Raw genomic sequence first — 14,251 nt, forward strand, 5'->3', positions numbered from 1 at the left:
GACCCCCGGCGGGGGTCGCGGGCGGCGGGTGGGGTGGCGCCGGGCCCGGACCGCCCGCGGCGGGGGGGGTGGGGGGACGGGGCGTCGTCCGGCGGCCATACGCTGCCGGCATGTGCCGCAACATCCGCCCGCTGTCGAACTTCGAGCCGCCGGCCACCGAGGACGAGGTGCACGCCGCGGCCCTGCAGTACGTGCGCAAGATCAGCGGCTCGGCCAAGCCGTCGCGGGCCAACGCCGACGCCTTCGACCGCGCCGTCGCCGAGGTGGCCGCCGCCTCGGCGCGGCTGCTCGACGCGCTGGTCACCTCCGCGCCGCCGAAGGACCGCGAGGTCGAGGCGGCCCGGGCGCGGGCCCGCGCCGCCCTCCGGTACGGGGGCTGACCTGGGCGTTCCGGTCGCGCACGACCGGAACGCGCACGTCGGGCGCTCCCGGGGGCATGGCAGGGGGCGGAACGGGTAGGTCCGGGACTCGCACGACGAACCCGAACCCCGAGCCCCTGGAGTCCTGCCATGGCCCGCAACACCCTGTCCCGCGCGCTGCACGACCTCGGCCTGTCGGCCTGGTTCGGCGGCACGCTCGCCAACGCCGTCGCGCTCAACGCCGCCGCGGGTGAGGCCGGCAAGGACACCGGCCGGGTCGCCAACGAGGGCTGGAACCGGTGGACGCCGGTCAACGCCGTCGCCATCGGGGCGCACCTGGTCGGCAGCGTCGGCCAGCTGATCGGCAACCGCGGCCGCGTCGCCCAGCAGCAGGGCGTGGCGAGCATGTCCGCCGCCAAGACGCTGCTCACCGCCGCCGCGCTCGGCGCCACCGCCTACAGCCGCTCGCTCGGCATGGTCGTCAACAGCCAGGACAACCCGTCGTCGAAGTCGGGCACCAAGCCGACCAAGCGCACCAAGGCCGAGGTCGCCGCCGCGCAGGAGCAGCTCGACACGCTGCAGTGGGTCATCCCCGCCCTGACCGGCGCCCTCGTCTGGGTCAGCTCCTACGCCGGTGAGCAGCAGCGCGCCAGCGAGGTCATCTCCGGCGTCCGCCGCTGACCTCCCGCTCCTCCGCACCACCGCAGGACCAGGAGGGCACCGTGACCCAGGCCCGCAGCGTCACCTTCTCCGGCAACCGCGCCGTCGACCCGCACGGCGAGCACGGCCCGGAGGGGCCCGGCGCCACCCGGTGTCCCGACTGCACCGACGGCCTCGGCGCCCCGGCGCCGGTCCCGCCGGACTCGTGGCGCGGGCGGATCCGGGCCGACCCGGGGCTGCACCTCGCGTGGCGGGTCGGCGTCTTCGTCGTCGGGCTGCTGTTCGTGCTCCTCGGCCTGGCGCTCACCGTGCTGCCCGGGCCGCTGACCATCCCGCCGGTGCTCGGCGGCCTGTGGGTGTGGTCGACGGAGTTCGACTGGGCGCGGCGGTTCTTCGCCGCTTTCCGCCGCAAGGCGGTGGCCGCCTGGCGGCACGCCGAGCAGCACCCGGTCAGCTCGGCGGCGATCACCGTCGGTGGGCTCGCGGCCGCGGGGGCGGTGTTCTGGGCGGTCGGGCACTTCGACCTGGTCGACCGGGCGACGAGCGCCCTCGGCCTCGGCTGACCCCGGCGCCCTCCACCGGCCGCCGTCCGCACCCCCGGACGGCGGCCGGTGTGCGTCCGTCCCCTCCCGGACCCCGCCCGTGAGCACTCCCCCGCCCCGGCCGGCGCCGCAGCGTCCCTCTCGGCTGTTGCGGCGCGGCCGCACGCCCGGGCTGCGCACCGCGAAGACCGTGCTGGCCGCGGTCGTGGCCTTCCAGGTGGCCACCTGGCTGGACACCACCAGCTCCCCGATCCTCGCGCCGCTGACCGCGCTGCTGGTCGTCCAGCTCACCCTCTACGAGACGCTGACCACCGGCTGGGAGCGGGTCGCCAGCGTCACCTCCGGGGTGCTCATCGCGGTGCTGTTCGCCTCGGTCGTGGGCCTGACCTGGTGGAGCCTCGGCCTCGTCGTCGGACTGTCGCTCGTCGTCGGCCGGCTGCTGCGCCTCGGGCCGCACCTCGCCGAGGTGCCGATCAGCGCGATGCTCGTGCTGGCCGTGGGCGGGGCCGAGACCGCCGCGCTCGGCCGCATCACCGAGACGCTCGTCGGCGCGGGCGTCGGGGTGCTGGTCAACCTGCTCGTCGCTCCCCCGCTGTACGTGCAGCCCGCCGGGGAGGCGATCGCCGAGCTCGCCGGGCGCATGGCCGCCCTGTCCGAGGACCTCGCGGCCGCACTCGGAGGGCCGTGGTCGCGCCGCCTCGCCGACGACCTGCTCGACCGCGCCCGGGGGGTGGGGACCGAGGTCGCCCGGGCCGACCGGCACCTCGCCCGCACCGAGGAGAGCGCCCGCCTCAACCCGCGCGGCCGGTCCGCCCGCGAGGCGCGCCCGCGGCTGCGCAACACGCTCACCGCCCTCGAGCGCGTCCACGTCACGCTGCGCACGCTCACCCGGGTGCTGCTGGACCGCACCTACTTCGTGCCCGAGGACGAGGCCGACCGCGCCTGGACCCCGGCGGCCCGGGCGGCGCTGGCCGACGTCCTGCGCACCGTCGCGCGGACGCTGCGTGAGGCCGGCGCGGTGGCCGACGGCAGCGCGGTGCCCACCGGCGTCGACGCCGGGCGGCTGTCGGCGATGCTCGACCTGCGCGCGCGGCTCGCCGACGCCCTGCTGGTGGACCCGGCGCACGACGCGGCCGCCTGGGCGCAGCACGGCACGCTGCTCGACGCCGTCGACCTGCTGCGGGTGGAGCTGGCCGCCGCACTGCAGCCGCCGTCGGCGACCTGGGCGCCCCCGCCGCTGGCGCAGGCCCAGGTGCGGGCGGTGCGGCGGGCGCTCACCCGCCGGCGCCGGCGGGGATGAGTGTCAGGCGACGGTCAGGACCACCGGTCCGTCGTCGGTGACCGCCACCGTGTGCTCGACGTGGGCCGCCCGGGCGCCGTCGGCGGTGACCACCGCCCAGCCGTCCTTCTTGTGCCGGTAGCGCTCGCCGCCGGCCAGCAGCATCGGCTCGATCGCCAGCGTGCTGCCGGCGTGCAGCCGCACCCGGTCCAGCCCCGTCGCCGGCCGGTTGGGCACGAACGGCGGCTCGTGCATGGCCCGGCCGATGCCGTGCCCGCCGTGGTCGGGCAGGTGCGCGAAGCCGTACCGCCGGGCGACGGCGTCGATCGCGGTGGCGACGTCGAGCAGGGTGGCGCCGGGGACGGCGGCGGCGATCCCCGCGGCGAGCGCCTCCTCGGTGGCGGTGACCAGCCGGGCGTCCTCGGGGCGCTCGGCGTCGCCCACCTGCACGGTGATCGCCGCGTCGCCGTTCCATCCGTCGACGATCGCGCCGCAGTCGATGCTCAGCAGGTCGCCGTCCTTGAGCCGCTGCCCGCTGGGCCGGCCGTGCACGACGACCTCGTTGGGCGACAGGCACGTGACGCCGTTGTAGGCCGTGGGCGCCCATGCCGGCTTGTAGCCGAGGAACGACGACGTGGCGCCGGCCTCGTACATCGTCGTCTTGGCCAGGTCGTCGAGCTCTCGCAGCTTCACGCCCGGCCGCGCCGCCGCCCGGACGGCCGTCAGCGACAGCGCCACCGCGCGTCCGGCGGCGCGCATCGCGTCGAGCTCGGCGGTCGTCCGGGGAGGCAGCACGTGCAGGTCCACGCCCCGACGGTACGAGACCGCGGGACGCCGGCCGGACGTCAGCCGGCGGGGTCGCGGCGGACGTCGTCCGGGTCGGGCGTCCGGAAGGCGGTGTCGGCGCCGTCGGGGGCCGGCGAGTCCTCCCCGGTCTCCCTGGGGCGGTCGGCCTCCTCGGGACGGTCGGGTTCCTCGCCCCCGACGCCGAAACCCTCGGCCGGGGGCGGTGCGCCGGCTCCGGGGTCGGCGGCGGGGATCCCGTCGTCCGGGCCGCCCAGCTCCGGGGTCATCGGTTCCCACATCGACGTCATGCCCCTCCCCTACCCCGTCCTCGCCGGGTGAGGTGGACGTCAGGTGACACGGAGGTGGCGGATGGGCATACGGACGGGATCGAGCCGGGTCACCGGACCCGCTCACGGACGGCAGAGGAGCCGGCGATGGCCACCACGGGATCGGGACAGCGGGCACGGCGCGGCACGCGGCCGGTCCCCGCACAGCGCGACGGTCACCACGACCGCCGGGGGGACGACGGGCGGGACGAGAGCCGCGCGGAACGGATCGACCGCGAGCTGATGGAGCTGCTCAACGAGCTGCGGGTGGCGCTGCCGGGCGTGCAGTTCCTCTTCGCGTTCCTGCTGGTCGTGCCGTTCCAGCAGGCCACCGAGCGGGCCACGGACTTCCAGCGCGACGTGTACTTCGTGACCCTGGTGGCCGTCGTCGTGGCCACCGCGCTGCTCATCGCGCCGGCCGCGCAGCACCGCGCGCTGTTCCGCCAGCACGACAAGGAGGACCTGCTGCGGCGCAGCAACCGGTTCGCCTTCCTCGGCCTGTGCGTGCTCGCCGTCGCGATCGTCGCGGCCGTGGTGCTGGTGGTCGACTTCCTGTTCGCGCTGCCGCAGGCTCTCGTCACCGGCGGCGTGGTGGCCGTGCTGCTCGGCTGGCTGTGGATCGGCAGCCCGGCCGTGCAGCGGGCCCGCGGGGGCGCCGACGACGAGTGACCCCCGGCCGCGACCACCGGACCCCGGTGGCCCGCTTCCCCGCCAGGAACGGGCCACCGGGGTTCACTCGTCCCGCGGAGCCGGCCGGCCCAGCGCCGCGCAGATCGCGTCCGCCACGTCGTCGGGGTCCTCGTGCTCCCAGAAGCGCAGCACCGTCCAGCCGAGACCGGCGAGGAGCGCGTCGGCGCGGCGGTCCCGCGCGGCGTTGGCGGCCAGCTTCGCCGCCCACCAGCCGCGGTTGGCCCTCGGCAGGTGCCCGCAGTCGGGACACCCGTGCCAGAAGCACCCGGTAAGGACCCCGTCCCCCTCACCCCTCGCAGGCTCGGGGCGAGCCTCTGGACGGGGCCGGATCCGCACGTCGACGCGGTAGCGCACGCCGCGCGCGTGCAGCCGGCGGCGCACGGCGAGCTCGTGCCGGGTGTCGCGCCGTCCCTGCCGGCGGAAGCGCGCGGCCACGACCTCCGACGACGGCGGCGGCGCCCGGCCCGGTCCTCCCACGCCCGCGATCCTGGCCGCCTGCACCGACAGCGATGAGTCCGCGCCCCGGGCACCGTCTGCCCGTCAGACCCGCGCGCAATGTGCGGGCACCCGGCGCGGGAGCAGGGGGTGGGGCAGGTGACGGCGCACCTCGGCGACACCGTGCCGGCCGGCGGGCGGGCGGGCGGGAGCGGCGACGTCCCCGCGGTCGAGGCCGTGGGCCTGGCCAAGCGGTTCGGGTCGACGACGGCGGTCGCGGGGGTGGACCTGCTCGTCCCACAGGGCGGCGTCCACGGCCTCCTCGGGCCCGACGGTGCGGGCAGGACCACCACCCTCCGCATGCTGGCCGCGGTGGTCCCGCCCGACGGCGGGTGGGCGCGGGTCCTCGGTCACGACGCCGCGCGCGAGCCCGGCGCGGTCCGCGCGCGGGTCGGCCTCACCGGCCGGTTCGCCTCGCTCGACGAGGAGCTCACCGGGGCGGAGAACCTGCTGCTGCTCGCCCGGCTGCTCGGCTACTCACGGGCCGCGGCCCGCCGGCGCACCGACCAGCTGCTGAGCGCCTTCGGCCTCACCGGGGCCGCGGGCACACGGGTCGGGCGGTACTCCGGCGGCATGCGGCGGCGGGCCGACATCGCCGCGAGCATCGTCGTCCGGCCCGACGTCGTCCTCCTCGACGAGCCCACCGCCGGGCTCGACCCGTGCAGCCGCAACCAGGTGTGGGACGTCGTCCGCGCGCTGGTCCGGGGCGGGACGACGGTGCTGCTGTCGACCGGCCACCTGGACGAGGCCGACCTGCTCGCCGACCGCGTCTCCGTCCTCGACGCCGGCCGGGTCGTCGCCGAGGGCAGCCCGGCGCAGCTGAAGGCGTCGGTGGGACCGGGCACGCTGCACGTGCGGGTGCGCGAGCGGGAGCGCCGCGCCGAGGCCCGGGAGCTGCTCGAGCGGGTGCTCGGCGTACCGGTCGAGGCCGACGCCGACCTCACCGCGCTCACCGCCCGGGTCCCCGGGTCCGCGCCGGCCACCCGGGCGCTCGCCGCGCTGGGCGACGCCGGCATCGACCTCGCGCAGTTCTCGCTCGACCGGCCGGGCCTCGACGAGGTCCTGCTCGCCCTGACCGGCCGGCCCGCCGCGGACGAGCCGCCTCTGGGGCCGTGGCCGGCGGTGCGCTAGAACGGTCGGATGCCGCCCGCCCTGCGCACCGCCCGCTTCGCCGAGCTCACCCCGTTCGAGGTCTACGCGCTGTGCCGGCTGCGGGTCGACGTGTTCGTCGTCGAGCAGGAGTGCCCCTATCCCGAGCTCGACGGCCGCGACACCGAGCCCGGGACGCTGCACCTGTGGTTCGAGGAGGACGGCGCGGTCCTCGCCACCATCCGGCTGCTCGACGACGGCGGCACCCGGGCTATCGGCCGGGTGGCCACGGCCGGCGCCGCCCGCGGCCGGGGCCTGGCCGCGCGGCTGGTCGAGGAGGGCGTCGCGCTCAGCGACGGCCTGCCGGTGACGCTCGGCGCCCAGGCGCACCTGCAGGGCTGGTACGAGCGGTTCGGGTTCCGGCTGTCGGGCCCGGGCTACGTCGAGGACGGCATCCCGCACGTGCCGATGCGACGCGAGCCGGCCTGAGCGCTCAGGCCGCGGTGGCCGGCATCAGGTCGGCGGCGCCGAACGCGGCGTCGAAGCGGTCGCACCAGATCACCACGCTGGTGTAGCCGGTGGCGTCGACGCCCGCGGGCACGGCGTAGTTCTGGTCGCCGACGTTGCCCTTGAGCGCGCCGAGGTCGACGGCCTCGTCGTCGAAGGCCGCCTCCTCGCCGCCCGCGGGGTTCCGCGAGAGGTAGACGAACAGGGCGGGACCGTTGGAGGTCTCGAAGCCCTCGAGCCGCACGACGACCTGCCCGTCGGCGAGCTGCACCAGCCGCGCGGTGCCGACCGTCTCGTGCTCGCGGGAGACGAAGGTGCCGGTGGCCAGGTCGACGGGGGCGGCCGGGGCGACCGGGGCCCCCGGTGCCGCTGCCGACGGGGACGGCGCGTCCGCCGCGACGGTGGGCAGCGCCTCGTCCACGCGGCTGTCGTAGAAGAGCTTCTGCGGCTGGAACCACACCAGGGTCACCACCGCGAGCACCACGGCGACCACCGCCCCGAGCAGGATCCACGTCCGCGGTCGCACCGTCACGGCGGCGGACCTTAGACCGGACCGCGCGGTCCGTGGGGTGTCCCGGACGCGGCCCCGGGTACCGGCCCGGCATGGCGGACGGCGGGGACGTGGGCGGCTCGGTGGGCGGTTTCGCGGGCGGGCTCGGCGCCCGCGTGCGGGAGGGCGACGACGGCGCGGCCGTCCTCGACTTCGAGGTCCGCGACGAGCACCTCAACCCCGCGGGGACGCTGCACGGCGGGGTGCTGGCGACGCTGGTGGACACCGCGATGGGCCAGGCCGTGCGCACCACCACCGGCGAGGGCGAGGTGCCGGCCACCAGCCAGCTCACCGTCACCTACCTGCGCCCGGGGAAGCCGGGGCCGCTCGAGGTGCGCGGCCGCGTGCGCACCCGCGGCGAGCACCTGACGATCTGCGAGGCCGACGTCGAGCAGGAGGGCCGGGCGCTGGCGCACGCCGTCGCCACCTTCGCCGTCCTGCAGCACTGACCGGGAGGGGTCGCTGAGCCGGGCCACGACGCACGAGCGCCCCGCCGGATGGACCGACGGGGCGCTCGCGGAGGTGCAGGGGACTCAGACGTCCTCGGCGCAGAACACGGTGCCCTCGCCACCGGTGTCGCCGCTCCACAGCGCCTGCGTGGCCGTCGGCCACTCGCCGCAGGGCTGGTAGCTGGTCTCGTAGAACTCGCTCTCGGTGACCTTCTCCTCGACGACGCCGACGACGCGCGCCTGCGCGGACTCGTCGTCGCAGTCGACCGTCTCGAAGCTGCTGGCGCCCTCCTGCGCGATGCAGTCCCCGACCTCCGGGTCGCCCACGCCGAAGAACCGGAACGCGGCGATGCCGCCGGCGACGGCGACCGCCGCCGCGACGCTGCCGATACGCTTGCCCTTGCCCGACTTCGGCGCCGGCTGACCCGGGCCGCCGAACGGGGTGGCGCCGAACTGGCCCGGCGCGCCCTGCGGCGGGAAGGGCTGGCCCGGCTGCGGGTACGGCTGGCCCGGCTGCGGCTGACCCTGCGGCGGGAAGGGCTGACCCGGCTGCTGCGGGCCGCCCTGCGGCGGGAAGGGCTGGCCGGGCTGTCCCGGGTTGGTCATCACGTGCTCCTCGGTGTGCCTGACGGTCACCGGGCGGCGCCGTCCGCGGGGCACCATCACACGCGGCGTCGTCGCAGGTCAGGAGGACGCGCCCGGACCTCCCCCCGTGGGGTCAGGCGGGCAGGAGTGCCGGGAGTGCCTCGTCGACGACGAGCGCGAGGCCCTGGTTGTCGTCGTCGTAGACCTCGTCGTCGTCGCCGGTGCCGCACTGGCTGACCAGCAGGATGATCGCGAAGACCATCACGATCAGGCCGAGGAACGTGCCGAGGAACAGCGCCCGGCCGCGCTTCGGGCGGGGGTTCATCCCGCGGCGCGGGTCCTCGGGGTCGGGTGCGGCGGCGGGGTGGGACATGGGTGCTCCTCACGGTCGGGGACGGCGGTCGGGGCACGGGGCCCGTTCTCCCGACACATGCCCAGCCGCCCTGCCGGTACGCACGTCGCGGGCACCCGGATCGCGCACGACGGGGTGACGCCGCAGGCCGTGGCGGAGGACGATCACCCCATGACCACTGCGACCTGGAACGGCACCGTCATCGCCGAGTCCGACGACATCGTCACCGTGGAGGGCAACGCCTACTTCCCGCGCGAGTCCGTGCGCGAGGACGTGCTGCGCCCCTCCTCGACCCACACCACCTGCCCGTGGAAGGGCGAGGCCTCCTACCTCTCCCTCGAGGTCGACGGGCAGACCAACCCGGACGCCGCCTGGTACTACCCCGAGCCGAAGGACGCGGCGAAGGAGATCACCGGCCGGGTGGCCTTCTGGCGCGGCGTCGAGGTGCGCTGACCGCCCCCGGACACGGCGCGGGCCCGGCCGCGGGGTGCGGCCGGGCCCGGGAGGACCGCGGAGGTGCGAGGGGCGGTCAGGCGGGGCGGGCGCCGGCCAGCTCGCGCGCGGCGGCGGCGGCCGGGGCGTCGATGACGGCGGAACGCTCCTGGCGCTCGATGACGCGGTGGTAGCTGGCCCACGCCTCGGCCGGCGTCACGTCGAGGGCGGCGGCGATCTGCTCCCAGCTCGCCCCGCCGCGCAGGGCCGCGCGGAAGCCGGTCAGCTGGCTGTCGTGGGCCTTGCGGGCGATGACCTCGCCGAGGGCGAGCAGCTCGAGGGACTCGGGCACGTCGAGCTGCGTCTCGTCGGAGAGCAGCGAGCTCCAGTCGTCGTCGTCGCGGTCGGCGACGGTGTTCAGGGACGTGGTCCCGGAGTCCCGCCGGCTCAGGAAGTCCAGGCGGGTGGCGGCGGTCTGGAGCGAGAACTCCTGCTCCAGGGCCTCGGGAGTGATCTGCATGCCTCCCACCTTCCCCGAGGTACCGGACGGCGGCGAGCCGCTGCGAGCGGGATCTCACGGACGCGCGGAGGGCCCGCACCCGGGGTGGGTGCGGGCCCTCCGGAGAGTGGCGGCGTCAGCTGTCGACGCCGACGGCCTCCTTGGCGACCTCGGCGAGGGCGACCTGCGCGGCGCTGACCACGCTGGACCGGTTCTTGTGGGTCTCCTCGTAGCGGATCAGCACGCGGATGGCGTGCGGGTCGCGCAGGGCCTTGGCGGCCTTGGCGGCGTCCGAGGTCGACAGCGAGTCGAAGCCCTTCACCGGCAGCTCGTCGGCGGTGACGTCGCCGAGCTCCTCGCGGGCGGCCTTGGCGGCGTCGGCGGCCTCGCGGTTGCCCTCGCGGCGGGCGATCCGCTCGGCGCGGCGCAGCGTGGCGGCCCGGCCGACGCTCAGGGTCTCGCGGACGGCGTCGGTGAGGGTGGAGGCCTTGCCGGCCACCTCGCCGAGCCGGTCGCCCGCGGCCTCGCGGCGCTGCTGGGCGGTGTCGAGGGCCTCGTTCACCCGGTTGGCGACGAAGCGGTACGGCGCGTTGGCGGCGCGGGCGGCGACACCGGCGACCTGCTGGAACGGGGTGGCCTGCAGCGCGGCGGGGCCGCCCAGCGCCTCCTCGGCGAGCACGACGGTCAGCCACTCGATGGTGGCCTCGTGGGCGGCGACGAGGCCCTCGGCGAGGCGCTCGACCTTCGCGAGCCCGGCCGCCTGGCCGAGCACCTTGAGGTAGGTGGCGCGGTCGTGCAGCTGGTGCTCGAGCGAGAGGTCCTGCAGCAGGGCCTCCTCGAGCGGCTCGGCCTGCTCGAAGGTGGCCTTGAGCACGGCGGAGAGCCGGCCGACGACGGGGGTGACGACGTCCGGGACGCCACCGAGCTCGCGCAGCTCGGCGGTGATGAGCCGGGTCCGCTCGGCGGCGTTGTCGGCGTTCTGGGTGAGCTCGCGGCGCACGGCGTCGGTGCGGGCCTGCGAGACGCGGGTGCGGGCGACCTGCTCCTCGGTCTGGGTGAGCAGGACCAGCGCGCGGAGCTGGTTGACGATCTTGGCGTGGTCGGTCACGACGGAGGACTCCAACGGTCGGGTACGGCCTGACCTCCCAGGTATGCCCCGCCCCCGCCCCTGCTAACTAGAGCAAGCGGATTGCTAGCGGTGAGGTCGGTCACTCCTCCGGGTGAACGAGGTCGGCCTCGATGCCGAGCCGCACCGCGACGTCGCGCATCTCGGCCTCGAAGAGCGAGGCGGCGTCGTCGAGGGCGAACCGCAGGTGACCGAAGACCTCCATGCAGACCAGCCCGTACAGGCGCACCCAGGAGGACAGGAACACCGCCATGACGCCGAGCGGGAGCTCGACCGGGAGCTTGGCGCACCAGGCGCGCAGCTGGGCCCGGTAGCGCTCGTCGAGGTCGCCGTCGGCGAGGACGGGGAAGGGCTGCTGCAGGTAGACGGCGGCCATGAGCGCGGCGAAGACGCCGCCGAAGCGCCGGCCGGCGGCGGCCGCGGGGCCGTCGTCGGCCTTCTCGGGGACGACGCCGTCGGCCGCGTTGCCGAAGAGCAGGCCGAACTCGGCCGGGTGGTCGATCGCCCAGCGACGAAAGGTGCGCGCGGCGGTCATCAGCTGCACCCCGGGTCGCGGCGGCGTGACGGCGTCGCGGGCCTCCTCCAGCCGGTCGCACAGCTCGTCGTAGAGGTCGGCGACCACCCGTTCGACGAGCTCCTCGCGGCTGGCGAAGTAGCGGTAGAGCGCGGGCGGGGTCAGGCCGACCTCCCGGGCTATCGCCCGCAGCGCCAGGCCCTCGACGCCGTGCTCGACCAGGACGCGACGGGCCGCGCCGCGGATGTCGCGCAGCGTGTCGGCGCGCGCCCGCTCCCGCCTGTTCACCGGTCCGGTCATCGCCGTCCACCTCCTGCCGTTGACATCAGTGAACGGTGTATGCACAGTTACCACCGTTCGCTAACAGCGTTCACCAATCTATCAGGACGAGGAGGGGTCGCCGTGTTCGAGGCCCTCGGACGAGTGGTGTACCGACGACGCCGACTGGTGCTCGCGCTCAGCGCGCTGGCCGTCGTCGTGGCGGCCGTGTGGGGCACCGGCGTGTTCGGCCGGCTCACCGGCGGCGGCTTCGACGACCCGGGCAGCGAGAGCTCCCGCGCCGCCGCGCTCGCCGACAGCGAGCTGGGCCGCGACGCCGCCGACGTCGTCGTCCTGTACCGCAGCGACGACCTGACCGTCGACGACCCGGCCTACGCCGAGGCGGTCACCGGCTCGCTGGCCGCGCTGCCCGCCGGCCTGGTCGAGCGGACGACGACGTGGTTCGACGGCGGCGCCCCTCCCCTGGTCAGCGACGACCGCCGGTCCACCTACGCCGTGCTGACGCTGGCCGGCGACGCCGACGCGCGCACCGAGGCGCTGGAGGCGATCGAGGACGACCTCGCGGCACCCGGGCTGGAGGTGTCGGTCGGCGGTGCCGCCACGGTCGAGCGCGACATCAACGACCGGGTCGGCGCGGACATCGCCCGCGCGGAGATGATCTCGCTGCCGGTGCTCGCGGTGCTGCTCGTCGTCGTGTTCGGCAGCCTGGCCGCGGCGAGCCTGCCGCTGGCGATCGGCGTCACCGCGATCCTCGGCGCCTTCACCGCGCTGCGGGTGGTCAGCCTGTTCACCGAGGTGTCGGTGTTCGCCGTCAACATCGTGACGATCCTCGGCCTCGGCCTCGCCATCGACTACGGCCTGTTCGTCGTGAGCCGGTTCCGCGAGGAGGTGCGCCGGCGGGCGAGCGTCGAGGAGGCCCTCGCCCGCACGATGGCCACCGCCGGGCGGACGGTGGCGGTCTCCGGCGTCACGGTCGCGCTGTCGCTGGCCGGCCTCGTCGTCTTCCCGCAGGTGTTCCTCCGCTCGATGGGCTTCGGCGGGGTGGCCGCGGTGCTCGTCGCGATGCTCGCCGCGCTGACGCTGCTGCCGGCGCTGCTGGCGGTGCTCGGCCCGCGGGTCGACGCGCTGGCGCTGCCGTGGCACCGGCGCGCGGTGGCCACCGTCCCGGGCCGCGGCTGGTGGGAGCGGGTCGCCCGCGGGGTGATGCGGCGCCCGGTGCTCGTGACCGTCGCCGTCGTCGGGCTGCTCGTGGTGCTGGCCCTGCCGTTCCTGCGGGTGCAGTTCGGCGCCATCGACGTCCGCGTGCTGCCGGCCGGCACCGAGAGCCGGGTGGTGGCCGAGACGATCGACGAGGACTTCCCGACCTCGCCGTCGGGCCCCGTGACCGCCGTCGTCAGCCTGGCCGACCCGGTCGACTCCCCCGCCGGCGCCGCCGCGCTCGAGTCCTACGTGGCGGACGTCGCCGCGCTGCCCCAGGTGGAGGGCGCCACGGTGACCGGCGCCGAGGGGACGACGGCGCGGGTGTCGGTGGCCTACGCCGGCGACCCGGTCGACGCCGACGCCCGCGCGCTGGTGGGCGACGTCCGTGGCGTGCCGGCGCCGCCGGGCGGCGAGGTGCTCGTCGGCGGGGAGAGCGCGGTGATGACCGACCTGCTCGACAGCCTCGGCTCGCTGCTGCCGTGGATGGCGCTGCTCGTCGTCGGCACGACGTTCGTGCTGCTGTTCCTCGCGTTCGGCTCGGTGGTGCTGCCGGTCAAGGCGGTGCTGATGAACGTGCTGTCGCTGGGCGCCTCGTTCGGCGCGCTGGTGTGGGTCTTCCAGGACGGCAACCTGTCGGGGCCCCTGGGCTTCACGCCGACCGGCTTCATCGAGGCGACGCAGCCGATCCTGGTGCTGGCGATCGTGTTCGGGCTGTCGATGGACTACGAGGTGTTCCTCATGTCCCGCATCCGCGAGCAGTACGACCTCACCGGCGACAACACCGCCGCGGTGGCCACCGGGCTGCAGCGCACCGGCGGGATCATCACCAGCGCCGCGCTGCTGCTGCTCGTGGTGATCGGCGCCTTCTCCACGTCGGGGATCACCTTCATCAAGATGATCGGCGTGGCGATGGCGATCGCCATCGTGGTGGACGCGACCGTCGTCCGGACGCTCCTGGTGCCGGCGACGATGCGGCTGCTCGGCCGGGCCAACTGGTGGGCGCCGGGGCCGCTGGGCCGGCTCTACGCCCGGTACGGCATCACGGAGTCCGACGGCGAGGAGCCCCCGGCGCCGGCGGCGCGTCCGCTGGAGCCGGCCGGCATGGCCTGACCTGCCGGGCTCTGCGCCTCGATCGCACCGGCTCCGCGGGACTCCCCGCGGAGCCGGTGCCGCGTCAGCGGGCGGGAACGGCCGGGGGCACCGGCGGGCGGCGGCGGGTCTCCAGCCGGAGCACCGGCTGGGTCAGCTGCGCCAGCGTGGCGCAGCGCTGGCACACCGGGCCGGGGTGCGTCTCGGCGGCGCAGGTCTCACAGAGCACGCGGGGTCTCCTCGCTCGGGGTCCGTCGGACCGGGGAGCCAGGACCCTGCCACCCCGCGCCGACGTGCCCGCGCCGCGTGTGACGGGTGGGACGACTCGTCAGCGATCCGTCACCTGGGCGACGTCGCCCGTCGGCCCGGCGCCCCAGCGCGGGCGCCGGCGGACGACGGCGGTGGCGACCGGACGGGACGCGGGGGCGCAGGCGCAGGCCTGG

The 14,251-nt window shown here is 76.1% G+C and carries 20 protein-coding genes; 10 read left to right on the plus strand and 10 right to left on the minus strand.

Annotation, left to right across the window (positions count from 1 at the left end; all coding sequences use genetic code 11):
• The first annotated feature begins 110 nt into the window (after positions 1–110).
• The 4 genes from ACI78R_RS21995 to ACI78R_RS22010 all read left to right on the plus strand — a co-directional run bounded on the left by ACI78R_RS21995 (position 111) and on the right by ACI78R_RS22010 (position 2,861).
• On the plus strand, positions 111–380 hold the full coding sequence (locus ACI78R_RS21995) for a DUF2277 domain-containing protein (RefSeq protein ID WP_073420409.1): 270 nt from the start codon (positions 111–113) through the stop codon (positions 378–380).
• 129 nt (positions 381–509) lie between these two features.
• The gene (locus tag ACI78R_RS22000) at positions 510–1,040 is read left to right on the plus strand and encodes a hypothetical protein (RefSeq protein WP_073420410.1); all 531 of its coding nucleotides are present in this window, start codon (positions 510–512) and stop codon (positions 1,038–1,040) included.
• 41 nt (positions 1,041–1,081) lie between these two features.
• Entirely contained in the window at positions 1,082–1,582 is a 501-nt protein-coding gene (locus ACI78R_RS22005; RefSeq protein ID WP_457042289.1) for a PGPGW domain-containing protein, read from the plus strand.
• Between the two features lie 79 nt (positions 1,583–1,661).
• Complete coding sequence (locus ACI78R_RS22010) at positions 1,662–2,861, plus strand: FUSC family protein (protein WP_073420412.1); 1,200 nt, start codon at positions 1,662–1,664, stop codon at positions 2,859–2,861.
• A gap of 3 nt (positions 2,862–2,864) precedes the next feature.
• Here ACI78R_RS22010 and map read toward each other — a convergent pair whose 3' ends face one another.
• The gene (map, locus tag ACI78R_RS22015) at positions 2,865–3,647 is read right to left on the minus strand and encodes a type I methionyl aminopeptidase (protein WP_457042290.1); all 783 of its coding nucleotides are present in this window, start codon (positions 3,645–3,647) and stop codon (positions 2,865–2,867) included.
• Positions 3,648–3,685: 38 nt separating this feature from the next.
• Positions 3,686–3,934, minus strand: coding sequence for a hypothetical protein (locus tag ACI78R_RS22020; protein ID WP_457042291.1), 249 nt, complete (start codon positions 3,932–3,934; stop codon positions 3,686–3,688).
• Positions 3,935–4,060: 126 nt separating this feature from the next.
• Here ACI78R_RS22020 and ACI78R_RS22025 point away from each other — a divergent pair, with 126 nt between their 5' ends.
• The gene (locus tag ACI78R_RS22025) at positions 4,061–4,621 is read left to right on the plus strand and encodes a DUF6328 family protein (protein WP_457042292.1); all 561 of its coding nucleotides are present in this window, start codon (positions 4,061–4,063) and stop codon (positions 4,619–4,621) included.
• Between the two features lie 63 nt (positions 4,622–4,684).
• On the opposite strand, the gene ACI78R_RS22030 is transcribed toward ACI78R_RS22025, so the two are convergent.
• Positions 4,685–5,119: a DUF559 domain-containing protein gene (locus tag ACI78R_RS22030; protein ID WP_457042293.1), complete on the minus strand. Its 435-nt coding sequence runs from the start codon at positions 5,117–5,119 to the stop codon at positions 4,685–4,687.
• A 108-nt stretch (positions 5,120–5,227) separates the two neighbouring features.
• On the opposite strand from ACI78R_RS22030, the gene ACI78R_RS22035 reads away from it, so the two are divergent.
• Both ACI78R_RS22035 and ACI78R_RS22040 read left to right on the plus strand, forming a co-directional pair.
• Positions 5,228–6,268: an ATP-binding cassette domain-containing protein gene (locus ACI78R_RS22035; protein WP_457042294.1), complete on the plus strand. Its 1,041-nt coding sequence runs from the start codon at positions 5,228–5,230 to the stop codon at positions 6,266–6,268.
• A gap of 9 nt (positions 6,269–6,277) precedes the next feature.
• Complete coding sequence (locus ACI78R_RS22040; RefSeq protein WP_073420413.1) at positions 6,278–6,715, plus strand: GNAT family N-acetyltransferase; 438 nt, start codon at positions 6,278–6,280, stop codon at positions 6,713–6,715.
• A gap of 4 nt (positions 6,716–6,719) precedes the next feature.
• Here the strand turns inward: ACI78R_RS22040 and ACI78R_RS22045 are convergent, their stop codons facing one another.
• Positions 6,720–7,265 (minus strand): DM13 domain-containing protein, encoded by a 546-nt coding sequence (locus ACI78R_RS22045; RefSeq protein WP_457042295.1) that lies wholly within the window; start codon positions 7,263–7,265, stop codon positions 6,720–6,722.
• Between the two features lie 71 nt (positions 7,266–7,336).
• Between ACI78R_RS22045 and ACI78R_RS22050 the strand changes: the two genes are divergently transcribed.
• A complete protein-coding gene (locus tag ACI78R_RS22050; RefSeq protein ID WP_457042296.1) occupies positions 7,337–7,732 on the plus strand; it encodes a PaaI family thioesterase in 396 nt (131 codons plus the stop codon).
• Between the two features lie 84 nt (positions 7,733–7,816).
• Here ACI78R_RS22050 and ACI78R_RS22055 read toward each other — a convergent pair whose 3' ends face one another.
• Both ACI78R_RS22055 and ACI78R_RS22060 read right to left on the minus strand, forming a co-directional pair.
• Positions 7,817–8,338: an LppU/SCO3897 family protein gene (locus ACI78R_RS22055; protein WP_139252935.1), complete on the minus strand. Its 522-nt coding sequence runs from the start codon at positions 8,336–8,338 to the stop codon at positions 7,817–7,819.
• 112 nt (positions 8,339–8,450) lie between these two features.
• A complete protein-coding gene (locus ACI78R_RS22060; RefSeq protein ID WP_073420415.1) occupies positions 8,451–8,690 on the minus strand; it encodes a hypothetical protein in 240 nt (79 codons plus the stop codon).
• 150 nt (positions 8,691–8,840) lie between these two features.
• On the opposite strand from ACI78R_RS22060, the gene ACI78R_RS22065 reads away from it, so the two are divergent.
• Positions 8,841–9,122, plus strand: coding sequence for a DUF427 domain-containing protein (locus tag ACI78R_RS22065; RefSeq protein WP_073420816.1), 282 nt, complete (start codon positions 8,841–8,843; stop codon positions 9,120–9,122).
• A 76-nt stretch (positions 9,123–9,198) separates the two neighbouring features.
• On the opposite strand, the gene ACI78R_RS22070 is transcribed toward ACI78R_RS22065, so the two are convergent.
• The 3 genes from ACI78R_RS22070 to ACI78R_RS22080 all read right to left on the minus strand — a co-directional run bounded on the left by ACI78R_RS22070 (position 9,199) and on the right by ACI78R_RS22080 (position 11,540).
• Complete coding sequence (locus tag ACI78R_RS22070) at positions 9,199–9,621, minus strand: hypothetical protein (protein ID WP_457042297.1); 423 nt, start codon at positions 9,619–9,621, stop codon at positions 9,199–9,201.
• Between the two features lie 115 nt (positions 9,622–9,736).
• The gene (locus ACI78R_RS22075; protein WP_083628591.1) at positions 9,737–10,708 is read right to left on the minus strand and encodes a hypothetical protein; all 972 of its coding nucleotides are present in this window, start codon (positions 10,706–10,708) and stop codon (positions 9,737–9,739) included.
• A 100-nt stretch (positions 10,709–10,808) separates the two neighbouring features.
• Positions 10,809–11,540 carry a TetR/AcrR family transcriptional regulator gene (locus ACI78R_RS22080; RefSeq protein ID WP_457042298.1) on the minus strand — a complete coding sequence of 244 codons (732 nt, stop codon included), beginning with the start codon at positions 11,538–11,540 and terminating at the stop codon, positions 10,809–10,811.
• Positions 11,541–11,642: 102 nt separating this feature from the next.
• Here ACI78R_RS22080 and ACI78R_RS22085 point away from each other — a divergent pair, with 102 nt between their 5' ends.
• On the plus strand, positions 11,643–13,829 hold the full coding sequence (locus tag ACI78R_RS22085; protein ID WP_457042299.1) for an MMPL family transporter: 2,187 nt from the start codon (positions 11,643–11,645) through the stop codon (positions 13,827–13,829).
• A gap of 64 nt (positions 13,830–13,893) precedes the next feature.
• On the opposite strand, the gene ACI78R_RS22090 is transcribed toward ACI78R_RS22085, so the two are convergent.
• Complete coding sequence (locus ACI78R_RS22090) at positions 13,894–14,037, minus strand: hypothetical protein (protein WP_175562856.1); 144 nt, start codon at positions 14,035–14,037, stop codon at positions 13,894–13,896.
• Between the last annotated feature and the right edge of the window lie 214 nt (positions 14,038–14,251).

This window comes from Geodermatophilus sp. SYSU D01106, from assembly GCF_054049995.1.

Bases quoted from the DNA above. Each gene is read 5' to 3' on its own strand.
- ACI78R_RS21995 (WP_073420409.1), top strand. From the start codon at position 111: ATGTGCCGCAACATCCGCCCGCTGTCGAACTTCGAGCCGCCGGCCACC.
- ACI78R_RS22080 (WP_457042298.1), bottom strand. From the start codon at position 11,540: ATGACCGGACCGGTGAACAGGCGGGAGCGGGCGCGCGCCGACACGCTG.
- ACI78R_RS22000 (WP_073420410.1), top strand. From the start codon at position 510: ATGGCCCGCAACACCCTGTCCCGCGCGCTGCACGACCTCGGCCTGTCG.
- ACI78R_RS22060 (WP_073420415.1), bottom strand. From the start codon at position 8,690: ATGTCCCACCCCGCCGCCGCACCCGACCCCGAGGACCCGCGCCGCGGG.
- ACI78R_RS22050 (WP_457042296.1), top strand. From the start codon at position 7,337: ATGGCGGACGGCGGGGACGTGGGCGGCTCGGTGGGCGGTTTCGCGGGC.
- ACI78R_RS22070 (WP_457042297.1), bottom strand. From the start codon at position 9,621: ATGCAGATCACTCCCGAGGCCCTGGAGCAGGAGTTCTCGCTCCAGACC.
- ACI78R_RS22040 (WP_073420413.1), top strand. From the start codon at position 6,278: ATGCCGCCCGCCCTGCGCACCGCCCGCTTCGCCGAGCTCACCCCGTTC.
- ACI78R_RS22055 (WP_139252935.1), bottom strand. From the start codon at position 8,338: ATGACCAACCCGGGACAGCCCGGCCAGCCCTTCCCGCCGCAGGGCGGC.
- ACI78R_RS22025 (WP_457042292.1), top strand. From the start codon at position 4,061: ATGGCCACCACGGGATCGGGACAGCGGGCACGGCGCGGCACGCGGCCG.
- ACI78R_RS22020 (WP_457042291.1), bottom strand. From the start codon at position 3,934: ATGACGTCGATGTGGGAACCGATGACCCCGGAGCTGGGCGGCCCGGAC.
- ACI78R_RS22065 (WP_073420816.1), top strand. From the start codon at position 8,841: ATGACCACTGCGACCTGGAACGGCACCGTCATCGCCGAGTCCGACGAC.